Here is a 12,444-nt window from a genome sequence, read left to right as displayed (position 1 = left end):
CATAGGAATTGCCTGAGGGGGCATGACAGTGAGCGACCTGACCGAAAACACACGTTCCGCCGACGACATGTTGGCCGAGGCCGATACCGGCGCCCGCAACCCGTCCGCGGCCTGGCAGACCAAGCTGATCATCGGCACCTGTATCGCCTGGTCCATCTTTCAGCTCTACATCGCCTCCCGCGTCCCCGGCATCGTGGCCCAGGCCACGGGCATGTCGATCTTCGCCAATATCGTCGCACAGGCCCGCTTCGTGCACCTGGCCTTTGCCATCATGCTGGCGACGCTCGCCTTTCCGCTGTTCAAATCCTCGCCCCGCGACCGGATTCCGCTTTATGACTGGGCTCTGGTGATCCTGGGTGTGTCGGCCTGTCTTTACCTGGTGGTGTTCCGGTTCGAGATCGCCGACCGACCGGGCCTGTGGAACACCACGGACGTGACCATGTCGGCGATCGGGATGATCGTGCTTCTGGTCTCGGTCTACCGCTCGCTGGGCCTGCCACTGGTCATCATCGCGTGCTGTTTCATCCTGTTCGCCTTTTTCGGCGGGTATTCGGAATGGGCGCGCAACATCACCAATTACGGCGGCTCGTCGCTGCCCAAGGCACTGGGTCACTACTGGATGCAGACCGAAGGGGTGTTCGGCGTGGCGCTCGGCGTGTCGACCACGATGATCTTCCTTTTCGTTCTGTTCGGCGCCCTGCTGGACCGGGCCGGCGGCGGCAACTGGTTCATCAAGGTGGCCATCGCGCTTCTGGGCGCGCTGCGCGGCGGGCCGGCCAAGGCATCGGTTCTGTCGTCGATGATGACAGGCATGATCTCGGGCTCGTCCATCGCCAACACCGTCACCACCGGCACATTCACCATCCCGCTGATGAAGCGCATCGGCTTTCCGGCGGAAAAGGCCGGCGCGGTCGAGGTGGCCTCGTCCACCAACGGCCAGCTGACACCGCCCGTGATGGGCGCGGCGGCCTTCCTGATGGTCGAATACGTCAACATTCCCTATATCGACGTGGTCAAGCACGCCTTCCTTCCGGCGGTCATCTCCTACATCGCTCTGCTCTACATCGTGCACCTGGAAAGCCTGAAGATGGGCCTCAAGGGGCTGGAAAAACCCGGCCGCCGCATCGGCGTTCTGATGATCCTGATCCTGTTCCTGTCGGGCTTCCTCTTCCTTGCCCTCTGCACCTTCCTGATGATCGGCCTGCGCGGCATCCTTGAGCCGATCATGGGCAACTCGGTCTATGCGGCGGTGGCGCTCGTGGCCGTGCTTTACATCGTGCTCGTCGCCATCGCGGCCCGCTATCCTGATCTGCAACTGGACAAGGATGAAGGCGGCCCGCCCGTCGCACCGCGTCTGACGCCCACACTGATCGGCGGGCTCTACTTCGCGATCCCGATCTTCATCCTGGTGTGGAACCTGATGGTGCGCACCGACACGCTCGACCGGTTGTCGCCCGCGCTCTCGGCCTTCTGGGCCACGATCTTCATGATCATCATCGCGCTGACGCACCGCCCGCTCAAGGCGATGTTCCGCGGCGAGGGTTTTGCCGGCGAAACCTGGCACGGCTGGCGCGACTTCATCGACGGCCTGATCCTGGGCGCCCGCAACATGATCGGCATCGGTGTCGCGACCGGGGCCGCCGGCATCATCGTCGGCACGATCAGCCTGACAGGCGCGCACCAGGTCATCGGCCAGGTGATCGAGGTGATCTCGGGCGGGAACCTGATGATCCTGCTGTTCCTCGTGGCGGTCCTGTCACTGATCCTCGGCATGGGCCTGCCGACCACGGCCAACTATATCGTCGTTTCCTCGCTGATGGCGCCGGTCATCGTGTCCGTGGGCGCCCAGGCGGGCCTGATCGTGCCGCTCATCGCCGTGCACATGTTCGTGTTCTACTTCGGCATTCTCGCCGATGACACGCCGCCTGTGGGCCTTGCCGCCTATGCCGCCGCCGCCATCTCGCGCGGCGACCCGATCAAGACGGGTATCCAGGGGTTCGGCTATGACATCCGCACAGCGCTTCTGCCCTTCCTCTTCATCTTCAACACCGACCTGCTGCTGATCGACGTCGGCTTTGCCAAGGCGATCATGGTCTTCTGCATATCGCTCATAGCCATGTTGCTCTTCGCGGCGGCGACGCAAGGGTATTTCATCGCCAAGTCCCGGAAATGGGAAAGCGCGGCGCTGCTTTTCATCGCCTTCATGCTGTTCCGTCCGGGGTTCTTCCTCGACCAGATCTCGGAGCCCTACCAGACCGCCACCGGAACCGAGGTCTATGCGCTCATGGACAGCGCCGACACCGGCCAGCCGATGCGCCTGACCATCGAAGGCCCCGATTTCGACACGGGCGAGAACAGGCCCATCACCATTTCGGTGCCCGGAATCGAGGACGACGGCACCGCCGCCCTGTCCGAACAGGGCCTCAGCATCTTCGAAGAGGACGGCCAACTGAAGCTCGAGGAACCCTTCCCCGGCACACCGCATTTCGAGGCGATCGGCATCGAATACGACTTCTACGGCGACAGCCCCGTGGTGGTCAGCAAGGTCGAGATCGAGAACGAGCGCCTGCCCAAGGAACTGTTCTTCATCCCCGCTCTGATCCTGCTGGCCGGCGTCGTCCTGATCCAGCGGCCCCGCGCCAAGCAACCCGCCTTCTGAGGAGAACCGCGATGTTCCAGAAACTACTGCTGGCGATCGATATCAACGCGATGGAAGGCGCCAACCGTTTGGCACAGGCGGCCAGGCTGCTTGCCGCCGGCGACGGCGCCGAAATCCACGTCATCAACGTGGTTCCCGGCAGCGGCATGAACATGGTCGGGGCCGCGTTTGAGGGCGACTATAACCGCTCCGCAAAAGGCGCCGCCGAAAAGGCGTTGAAAGACTGGACGGATGGCGCCTTCGACGGCAAGGCGCATGTGCATGTGACCGAGGGAAATATCTATGACAGCGTGTTGCGCACGGCCGACAAGATCGGCGCCGACGTGATCGTCGTGGGCGCGCACCGGCCCGAGTTGCGCGACTACCTCGTCGGCCCCAACGCTGCGCGGATCACCCGCCATGCCAACCAGTCGGTCATCGTCATACGCTAGGAGCTTTTGGCGGTCACCCGCGCCAGCAATGCTTTCGCGGCGGTCTGCTCGGCCTGCCGCTTGGCCCCGGCGGTCGCCTGCTCGGCCTCGCCGTTCTCCAGCCGCGCCTCGATGGTGAATTGCGGCGCGTGGTCCGGCCCGCTGCGGGCGGTCTCCGCGTAGACGGGCGGGGCCAGCCCCTGCGCCTGTGCCCATTCCTGAAGCGCGGTCTTGGCGTCCCGCGCATCGGCCTTGACGGATGTCACGCGGTCCCCCCACAGCCGCAGGATCACCTCCTGCGCCGCATCGAACCCGGCATCGCGGTAGACGGCGGCGATCACCGCCTCCATCGCATCGCCGAGCAGCGCCTGCTTGCGCCGCCCGCCCGACATCATCTCGGACCGGCCCAGTTTCAGAACCGCGCCAAGGTCGATCTGCCGCGCCACCTCGGCGCAGGTTTCCTTGCGCACCAGCGCGTTGTAGCGCGGCGCAAGCTGGCCTTCGGCGGCGCCCTTGTCGCTTTCCAGAAGCGCCTCGGCAATCACCAGCCCCAGCACCCTGTCGCCCAGGAACTCCAGCCGCTGGTTGTCATCCCGGTTGGCCGTGGTCATCGACCCGTGCGTCACGGCCCGCACCAGCAGTTCGGGCCGCCCGAACGCATGCCCCAGGCGGCTCTCGAAAGCCTTGAGATCGCCTGAGAGCTTCATCACTGCATCAGTCCAGCTTTTCGAAAAAGCGGTCGCCGCGCCATGTCCAGAAGAACAGCATCGACCGGCCTGCGGAGGAAAAGATCACCCGGTCCGCGCGTCCGATCAGGTTCTCGAAAGGAACATACCCCACCCCGCCCGGGGCCGTCAGCGGCGCGCGGCTATCGGTGGAATTGTCGCGGTTGTCGCCCATGAAGAAATAATGCCCGTCCGGCACCTCGTAGACTCCCGTGCTGTCGTAGCGCTGAGGACCCACGTTCAGGATACTGTGCGACACGCCGTTCGGCAGGGTTTCGATCTTGCGTTCCTTTTCGCAGATACCGCCCACGCCGACCGCGCCATTGGCGCAGCGCGGCGTCTTGCCCAGCGGCCCCTGCGGCTCCAGCACTTCCTCGAAGTTTCCGGCATCTTCCAGTTCGACCGGCTCGCCGTTGATATGCAGCACGCCCTCTTTCATCTGGATACGTTCGCCGGGCAGGCCCACGACGCGCTTGATGTAATCCGTGCCGTTGCTGGGGTGACGGAACACGATGATGTCGCCACGTTCGGGTTCCGAGCCGAAGAGCCGCGTGTTGTCGCCATCCAGGAACCCGCAGATGTTCTTGGCGTCGATATCCAGCCCGATCCGCTCGATCTTGATGTTCGGGCAGGACGCATAGGAATAGCCATAGGCGAACTTGTTGACGAACAGGAAATCCCCGATCAGCAGCGTGTCCTTCATCGACCCGGACGGGATCCAGAAGGGCTGGAACAGGATCGTGCGGAAAACACCGGCAATCAGCAGCGCCCAGAACACCGTCTTGATGGTCTCCCAGATCGTGCTCGATGTCTTGGATTCTTCGGCCATGCCTGCCTCCGGTTGCTCTTCTGCGCTACATGCGGGGCGGGGGGACGGGTGTCAAGCCACGCTCGCGTCAGCGGCCCGGGTTGCGGTCTGCGACACCACCACGCAGAGGTGCTTCACGTCGCCCGCCGCGCCTCGATCACCACGAAGGCCTGCGCCCAGGGATGGTCATCTGTCAGCGTGACATGGATGATCGCCTCGTGCCCCTCGGGCGTCATTTCCGCAAGCCGTTCCGCGGCCCAGCCCGTGACCTTCATCACCGGCTGCCCGGTCTCCAGGTTGCTGACCGCCATGTCCTTCCAGGCGATGCCCATGCGCAGGCCGGTGCCCAGCGCCTTGGAACACGCCTCCTTGGCCGCCCACCGCTTGGCGTATGTGCCGGCCACGTCGCGGCGCCGCTCGGCCTTGCGCTGCTCCACGTCGGTGAAGACGCGGTTGCGGAACCGGTCGCCGAACCGCTCCAGCGTGCCGGCGATCCGGTCGATATTCGCAAGATCCGTGCCGATTCCCAGGATCATGAGTGCGCCCCTTATCCGGCTGAAAACAGGGGGAAACTTACAACCAAAGCCCAAGCAAGCGCCAGCCCCGGACCGACGCTCTCCCCAACACCGCCAAAGCGTGACCCGGCAAGATCAAAAAGCCCAGCCGCGCCAAGATGCGACGGCCCCCTCCGGATGCAGGCATCGGCCATCAGCCACGCCACCTGTCATTTTCCGGGCCGCTCGTTACGGGCCTTGTCGCGGCTCATCGTGTTGCCCGCGCCGATCCCGAAAAAGAACCGGTTGGCCAGCAGATAGCCCCCCGCGTACATCAACAGCAGCGTCACGAATTGCTGCGATCCCGGCGCGGCGATGGCCAGCTTGGCGAATTCCGGCGCCACGGTCGGTCCGGCATAAGTCAGAGCCACGTTCAAAACCGTTGCCACGCCCATCGCGATGAAGGCAAAGCGCCATGCCCCGCCCGACCCGGGCAGCGCCGCGTGGCGGCGGACATATTGCTGCCCTTCGATCAATGCGGCGATCATTGCCGGCACCATGATCTGCGCCGCCGATCCCAGCATCTCGTCCTTGGTTATGTCCAACAGCCGTACAACCTGCGCCACGCCGATGGCGACCGCCAGGAAAACGACCCCGTAGCGCAGCCAGGTCATCCGGCCGTCCGCAACGCGTCGCTGCGCGCCTCGTCCATCAGCCGCCGCATCTCGCCGATCGCCGGCCCCAGCCCGCGAAAGATCGATTCTCCTATCAGGAAATGCCCGATATTCAGCTCCATGACCTCGGGAAACGCCGCGATGGGCTTTACCGTATCGTAGGTCAGCCCGTGACCGGCATGCACCTCCAGCCCCAGAGAATGGGCGAAAGCGGACATGTCTCGCAGGCACTCCAGCTCCCGGTCCCGTTCTTTGAAATGTCCCTCCGCATGGGCATCGCAATAGGCGCCCGTGTGAAGCTCGATCACCTCGGCGCCGATCCGGTGGGCCGCCTCGATCTGGCGGCGGTCGGCGGCGATGAAGATGGACACCCGGCAGCCCGCCTCGCGCAAGGGTGCGATGAAATGCGCCAGCCGGTTTTCCTCGCGCGCCACTTCCAGCCCGCCCTCGGTGGTGCGTTCCTCGCGCTTTTCCGGCACGATGCACACGGCGTGCGGTTTGTGGCGCAGCGCGATCTTCTGCATCTCGTCGGTCGCCGCCATCTCGAAATTCAGCGGCAGCTTCAGCGCCGCCATAAGCCCGTCGATATCCGCGTCCGAGATGTGCCGACGGTCCTCGCGCAGATGCGCCGTGATCCCGTCCGCCCCGGCCTCCTCGGCCAGTTTGGCGGCGCGGACCGGGTCGGGATAGGCCCCGCCTCTGGCGTTCCGCACGGTCGCCACGTGGTCGATATTCACGCCAAGGCGCAGTTTTCCGGTGTCGCTCATGACCTCTCCCGCTACAGATGCACGACTCGCTTCAGACCCTAGTGCTTCTCGATCTCCGCGTCAGCCTTGTCCTTGCGCTTGCCCCTGGCCTCTTTCGCGGCGGCTTTCTCGGCGGCTTTCTCGGCCGCCTTTTCCCGGATCGAGGCCAGCTTGGCCTTGAGCATCCCCCGGCGGCGATTCTGGTAGGCCTGGATCAGCGGCAGGCTGACATAGTAACAGGTCAGGCCCGCAATCGTGCCCGGGATCAGCCCGCCAACCATGTAGGGAAAGAACACCTCTTCATAGAAAACCGTCAGCCGGCTCCAGTCGGCGCTCTGTTCATTGAAGATCGCCCAAAGGTTATCCTTCAGGTCCCGCCCCGCATCCACGAACTTGCTCCCAAGCGAGCCATGCGCCTCCAGCTCGGGATTGTTGCGCAGGCCCAGCAGGAAATATCCCGTCTGCAATGACGACGCCCCGATAAACACGAATGTCAGCGGGTTGCCGAAAAAGGTCGACAGCAACGCGGCCACGATATTGCCGCGCAGGATCCACGCCACGACGGCAGCCAGGAGAAAGTGCAGACCGAAAAAAGGCGTGAAGCTGACGAACACGCCGGCCAGGATGCCCCGCGCGATCCGGTGCGGCGGGTCCGGCAGGCGCCGCACCCGGTGCTTTACATAGTGAAAAGCCCGCGTCCAACCCGATCTCGGCCAGAGAAACCGTAACGTGGCCTTCCACCAAGGCAGTCTGTCACGGCGTTTGAAAACCACGGGGCGCGGCTCCTTCGGGTCAGCTTTGTTCCGTTCCGCTACTGGCCGCCAGCCGGCCGGGATCGCGGAACCGTTCCACCGTGGCCACGTCGCTTTCGGCATCCAGAACCGAGATCACGCCATGCAGGTGTTCCGCATCGCGCAGCTCGACATCTATCAGCAGCCGGTAGAAATCCGGTTTGCGGTCCACGAATGTCAGGTCCGAGATATTGGCCTTCTGCTCTCCGATCAACGTGCAAATACGTCCCAGCACGCCGGCGTCGTTCCCGATCGTGACATCCAGGGTCGCCTCGTAGACGGCCGCGTGCGTGCCGCCATGCCACTGCAGGTCCATCCAGCGATCTGGCTGCTCTTCGTAGCGTTGCAGGTTCTCGCAGTCGATCGTGTGCACCACCACGCCCTTGCCGCGATAGGTGATCCCGACGATCCGCTCGCCGGGCAGAGGCTGACAACACGGCGCGCGGTCGAATCGCTGGTCCGGTTCAAGCCCGATAACCGCCCGGTCCAACCCCACTTCGTTGCCCGTATCCGGCGCAAGGTCCGGGTAGACCGCATTCAGAACCCGGCTGGTGGTCAGCTCGGCGCTGCCCAGACGCGCCAGAACCTCGTCGCGGCCTTTCAGGCGCAGGGTCTTGGCGGCGCGTTCCAGCGCCTTGTCGGTTGGTTTCTTGCCCACATGCTCGAACGCCGCGCGCGCCAGTTCGCGGCCCAGCCGGATATAGCGGTCCCGGTCCACCTCGCGCAGCGCCCGGCGGATTGCCGCGCGCGCCTTGCCCGTGGTGGCGATATCCAGCCACGTCGCCTGCGGCGTCTGACCGTCCGCGGTAATCACCTCGACCGACTGGCCGTTCTTGATCCGCGTCCAAAGCGGCACGCGCATCCCGTCCACCTTGGCGCCGACGCAGCCATTGCCGATGCGGGTGTGGATCGCATAGGCGAAATCGATCGGCGTCGCACCGCGCGGCAGCTTCACCACGTCGCCCTTTGGCGTAAAACAGAACACTTGGTCGGCATACATCTCCAGCTTCACCGCCTCGAGGAACTCGTCGTGGTCCTCCTCGCTGTCGAACTGTTCGGTCAGGCTGGAGATCCACTTGGCCGGATCGACGGCAAAAGGGTTCTCGGCCGGCACACCGTCCCGGTAGGACCAGTGCGCCGCCACGCCCGTCTCTGCGACCTCGTGCATCTGGCGGGTGCGCAGTTGCACCTCCACCAGCTTGCCGTCGCGCCCCGATACCGTCGTGTGGATCGAACGATAGCCGTTCGACTTGGGCTGACTGATGTAATCCTTGAACCGCCCCGGCACCGCCCGCCAGCGACGGTGGATCACGCCCAGCACGCGATAGCAGTCATCCTCGGCCGCGGTGATGATCCGGAACCCGTAGATATCGCTCAGCCGGGAAAATCCCATCTCCTTTTCCTGCATTTTGCGCCAGATCGAATAGGGTTTCTTGGCCCGGCCCAGGATCTCTGCCTTGATCCCGGCTTCCTGCAATTCCAGCCGCATGTCGCCGGTGATCCGCTCGATCACGTCGCCTGCCTCGCGTTGCAGGGTGATGAACCGCCGCATGATCGACGCCCGCGCCTCGGGGTTGATCACGCGAAACGCCAGGTCTTCCAGTTCCTCGCGCATCCACTGCATGCCCATCCGGCCCGCCAGTGGCGCGAAGATGTCCATCGTCTCGCGCGCTTTCTTCAGCTGCTTCTCGGGGCGCATCGCCCGGATCGTGCGCATGTTGTGAAGCCGGTCCGCCAGCTTCACCAATATCACGCGCATGTCCTTCGACATAGCCATGAACAGCTTGCGGAAATTCTCGGCCTGCTGCGTCTCGGTGCTGGAAAGTTGCAGGTTGGTCAGCTTGGTGACGCCATCGACCAGATCGGCGATCTCGCCCCCGAACCGCTCCGCCACGGCGTTATAGGACGCGCGGGTGTCCTCGATCGTGTCGTGCAGAAGGGCGGTGATGATGGTGGCATCGTCCAGCCGCTGTTCGGTCAGGATCGCCGCCACCGCCACGGGATGGCTGAAGTAGGGCTCGCCCGAATGCCGGGTCTGGCCCTCGTGCATTTCCTGGCCAAAGGCATAGGCTGCCCGGATCAGAGATGCATCACTCTTGGGGTTGTAGGCGCGGACAAGATCGACAAGCGTATCTGCACCAATCATCCGGTCCGCTTTCCGTCATCCGCCGCCTGGGCCGTGGTTCAACCCTGGCCCTGCGCCTCCATCAGCGCGCGCAGCAGCTTCTCTTCGGACATGTCGTCATCGGCCGGCTTCTCGGTTTCCTCGCCCATCAGCAGTGCCATGGAATCGTCTTCCGGTTCGTCGACCTCGATCTGGCTCTGGTTCGATTCGATCAGGCGTTCGCGCAGGTCGTCGGCCCCTTGCGTCTCCTCGGCGATCTCGCGCAAGGCCACGACCGGATTCTTGTCGTTGTCGCGGTCCACGGTGATCGGCGAACCCGACGAGATCTCACGTGCGCGGTGCGCCGCCAGCATCACCAGGTCGAAGCGGTTCGGAACTTTGTCAACGCAGTCTTCAGTGGTTACGCGCGCCATGGGGCCTCCGGATAGGGCAAATCTCTCAAGAAGCCCTTCATTTAAAGCCTCCGTCACGGGTTTACAAGCAGAGAATCAGTCCAGCGGCACCACCTCGGCGACCTGATCCTCCGGCAAGGCGGCCAGCATTGCCGCCACGGTCAGGTTCGACACGGGATGCACCCAGTCTGACGCGACGTCATTCAGCGGGACAAGCACGAACCCCCGCTCGTGCAGTCTCGGGTGGGGCAGGATCAGGCGGTCGGGCGCATCGCGCATCTGCCGCTCCAGCGGCAGGCCCTGCCACGCGTCGAACGTCTCACGGTCCGGCAAGATCCTGTCCCCCGCCGCCAGCAGGTCCAGATCCAGTGTCCGCTGGCCCCAGCGCTGAACCCGCGCGCGCCCGAACCGGTTTTCCAGTTCGTGCAGAAGTAGCAAGAGTTCTGCAGGGTTCCCATCGAATGCCAGCCGCGCCGCCGCATTGACGTAATCCGGCCCTGCCCCTGCTGGGAAACATGGCGTGCGGTACATTCGGCTGGCCGCCAGCACCCGCGCTCCCATGCCGGGCAACCGCGTCAGCGCGGCGTGCAACGTCGCACGGGGCGCCCCCGCATCGGATGGCGAATTCCCGCCCAAGGCGATCAGATAGTGTTGCTCAGACATGCCGCGGCCTTATCCTTGTTCTTTATCTAACGGTCTTGCGAAGGTCCCACTAAACTTCTAAGTACAGCGCCTAGTTCTGTCGGGTTCCCAATCCACTCACTCGTACACCGTTTAGTACATCGTCGCGGCAGAGCAATCACATGCGGAAGGACATTTTAATGTTTTACAAGGACGAACGGCTTGCGCTGTTCATCGACGGCTCGAACCTGTACGCGGCCGCCAAGGCGTTGGGGTTCGATATCGATTACAAGCTTCTGCGAACGGAATTCATGCGCCGTGGCAAGTTGCTCCGCGCCTTCTACTACACGGCGCTTCTGGAAAACGACGATTATTCCCCGATCCGCCCGCTGGTCGATTGGCTGAACTATAACGGCTTCACGATGGTCACGAAACCGGCCAAGGAATACACCGACAGCCAGGGCCGCCGTAAGGTCAAGGGCAACATGGATATCGAACTGACCGTCGACGCGATGGAACTCGCGCCCCGCATCGACCACATCGTCCTGTTTTCCGGCGACGGCGATTTCCGCCCGCTGGTGGAAAGCCTTCAGCGCCAGGGTGTGCGTGTCTCGGTCGTCTCGACCATCCGCAGCCAGCCACCGATGATCTCCGACGACCTGCGTCGTCAGGCCGATAATTTCATCGAGCTTGAAGACCTGAAGGAAGTCATCGGGCGCCCCCCGCGCGAGGATGCAACGGAACGTCAGCAGGCCTCTGCCTGACGGATCGCAAGCCGAAGTAACGGCCGGGGCGCGGGCATTCCGACGTCCCGCGCCGACAGACGCCAACCTCCTTTGCCCCGCCCCCTCTGGACGCCGCACGCCACAGCCCTTAGGTCTGGAGAGTGAACAGGAGTGTCCATGACCAAGCCGCCCCTCACCCTCTACCTCGCCGCGCCGCGCGGTTTCTGCGCCGGAGTCGACCGCGCGATCAAGATCGTGGAGATGGCGCTCGGCAAATGGGGCGCGCCGGTCTATGTCCGGCACGAGATCGTCCACAACAAGTACGTGGTCGACGACCTGCGGGCCAAGGGCGCCGTGTTCGTCGAGGAACTTGACGAATGCCCCGATGATCGGCCTGTGATCTTCTCCGCCCACGGCGTGCCCAAGTCGGTCCCGGCCGAGGCCGCCTCGCGTCAGATGGTCTATGTCGATGCCACCTGCCCGCTCGTCTCCAAGGTGCATATCGAGGCCGAGCGCCACGCCGCGAACGGCCTTCAGATCATCATGATCGGCCATGCCGGCCACCCCGAGACCGTCGGCACCATGGGCCAGCTGCCGGACGGCGACGTCCTGCTCGTCGAAACGCCCGAGGATGTGGCGCATGTTAAGGTCCGCGATCCCGCCCGCCTGGCCTTCGTGACGCAGACCACCCTATCGGTCGACGACACCGCCGATATCGTCACCGCTCTCCAGACCCGGTTCCCCGACATCACCGGGCCGCACAAGGAAGACATCTGCTACGCCACCACCAACCGGCAGGAGGCCGTCAAGGCAATGGCCGAAAAGGCCGAGGCGATGCTCGTGGTCGGCGCCCCCAACTCGTCCAACTCCAAGCGCCTGGTCGAGGTCGGCGCCCGCGCCGGCTGTTCCTATTCCCAACTCGTGCAACGCGCCGCCGATATCGACTGGCGCGCACTCGAAGGCATCACCACAATGGGCATCACCGCAGGCGCCTCGGCCCCCGAGGTGCTGATAAACGAGGTCATCGACGCCTTCCGCGACCGCTATGACGTCACCGTCGAACAGGTGGAAACCGCGCAAGAGAACGTCGAATTCAAGGTCCCGCGGGTTCTGCGCGAACCGGCCTGATCACATGGCCCGCCGCTGTATTTACTGGCGCGAATACGTGTGATCCGTTCCCGGGCCGCCAGCACAACGTCACTCGAAAACGCGCGACGGCGCCACCTGCGCCGCCCGTCCCGGGCCTGACCCGGGACCTCCTGATCGCGAGTCAG

General features: G+C 64.2%; 13 protein-coding genes. 4 read left to right on the top strand and 9 right to left on the bottom strand.

The features are described from left to right. The first annotated feature begins 22 nt into the window (after positions 1-22). Both ACSQ76_RS03825 and ACSQ76_RS03820 read left to right on the top strand, forming a co-directional pair. Positions 23-2,659, top strand: a complete 2,637-nt coding sequence (locus ACSQ76_RS03825; RefSeq protein WP_437155524.1) for a TRAP transporter permease — start codon at positions 23-25, stop codon at positions 2,657-2,659. A gap of 11 nt (positions 2,660-2,670) precedes the next feature. Further along, a complete protein-coding gene (locus tag ACSQ76_RS03820) occupies positions 2,671-3,090 on the top strand; it encodes a universal stress protein (RefSeq protein WP_306128433.1) in 420 nt (139 codons plus the stop codon). Here the strand turns inward: ACSQ76_RS03820 and rnc are convergent. From rnc to folK, 9 genes are all read right to left on the bottom strand, one after another. Further along, entirely contained in the window at positions 3,087-3,776 is a 690-nt protein-coding gene (gene rnc / locus ACSQ76_RS03815; protein WP_437158157.1) for a ribonuclease III, read from the bottom strand. The genes ACSQ76_RS03820 and rnc overlap by 4 nt on opposite strands. A gap of 7 nt (positions 3,777-3,783) precedes the next feature. After that, positions 3,784-4,623 (bottom strand): signal peptidase I, encoded by an 840-nt coding sequence (gene lepB / locus ACSQ76_RS03810; RefSeq protein ID WP_306128435.1) that lies wholly within the window; start codon positions 4,621-4,623, stop codon positions 3,784-3,786. A 113-nt stretch (positions 4,624-4,736) separates the two neighbouring features. Continuing rightward, positions 4,737-5,138 carry a holo-ACP synthase gene (acpS, locus tag ACSQ76_RS03805; protein ID WP_306128436.1) on the bottom strand — a complete coding sequence of 134 codons (402 nt, stop codon included), beginning with the start codon at positions 5,136-5,138 and terminating at the stop codon, positions 4,737-4,739. Between the two features lie 188 nt (positions 5,139-5,326). Then, the gene (locus ACSQ76_RS03800) at positions 5,327-5,770 is read right to left on the bottom strand and encodes an ABZJ_00895 family protein (protein WP_437155523.1); all 444 of its coding nucleotides are present in this window, start codon (positions 5,768-5,770) and stop codon (positions 5,327-5,329) included. Beyond that, positions 5,767-6,537 (bottom strand): pyridoxine 5'-phosphate synthase, encoded by a 771-nt coding sequence (locus ACSQ76_RS03795; RefSeq protein ID WP_306128438.1) that lies wholly within the window; start codon positions 6,535-6,537, stop codon positions 5,767-5,769. Before ACSQ76_RS03795 ends, ACSQ76_RS03800 begins: the two co-directional genes overlap by 4 nt. Positions 6,538-6,575: 38 nt before the next feature. Next, positions 6,576-7,289, bottom strand: coding sequence for a DUF2062 domain-containing protein (locus ACSQ76_RS03790; RefSeq protein ID WP_437155522.1), 714 nt, complete (start codon positions 7,287-7,289; stop codon positions 6,576-6,578). Positions 7,290-7,308: 19 nt separating this feature from the next. After that, entirely contained in the window at positions 7,309-9,453 is a 2,145-nt protein-coding gene (locus tag ACSQ76_RS03785; RefSeq protein ID WP_306128440.1) for a RelA/SpoT family protein, read from the bottom strand. A 38-nt stretch (positions 9,454-9,491) separates the two neighbouring features. Continuing rightward, positions 9,492-9,845, bottom strand: coding sequence for a DNA-directed RNA polymerase subunit omega (gene rpoZ / locus ACSQ76_RS03780; protein WP_306128441.1), 354 nt, complete (start codon positions 9,843-9,845; stop codon positions 9,492-9,494). A gap of 75 nt (positions 9,846-9,920) precedes the next feature. Further along, on the bottom strand, positions 9,921-10,487 hold the full coding sequence (gene folK, locus ACSQ76_RS03775) for a 2-amino-4-hydroxy-6-hydroxymethyldihydropteridine diphosphokinase (protein ID WP_437155521.1): 567 nt from the start codon (positions 10,485-10,487) through the stop codon (positions 9,921-9,923). A 158-nt stretch (positions 10,488-10,645) separates the two neighbouring features. Here folK and ACSQ76_RS03770 point away from each other — a divergent pair, with 158 nt between their 5' ends. Both ACSQ76_RS03770 and ispH read left to right on the top strand, forming a co-directional pair. Next, complete coding sequence (locus ACSQ76_RS03770) at positions 10,646-11,209, top strand: LabA-like NYN domain-containing protein (RefSeq protein ID WP_306128443.1); 564 nt, start codon at positions 10,646-10,648, stop codon at positions 11,207-11,209. A gap of 138 nt (positions 11,210-11,347) precedes the next feature. Next, positions 11,348-12,298 carry a 4-hydroxy-3-methylbut-2-enyl diphosphate reductase gene (gene ispH, locus ACSQ76_RS03765; RefSeq protein WP_437155520.1) on the top strand — a complete coding sequence of 317 codons (951 nt, stop codon included), beginning with the start codon at positions 11,348-11,350 and terminating at the stop codon, positions 12,296-12,298. Positions 12,299-12,444 lie beyond the last annotated feature (146 nt).

It is taken from the genome of Roseovarius sp. B08 (assembly GCF_051417955.1).
Lineage (GTDB): Bacteria > Pseudomonadota > Alphaproteobacteria > Rhodobacterales > Rhodobacteraceae > Roseovarius.
Note: the sequence above shows the minus strand (reverse complement) of the source record. Positions and strands in the feature narration are given on the sequence as shown.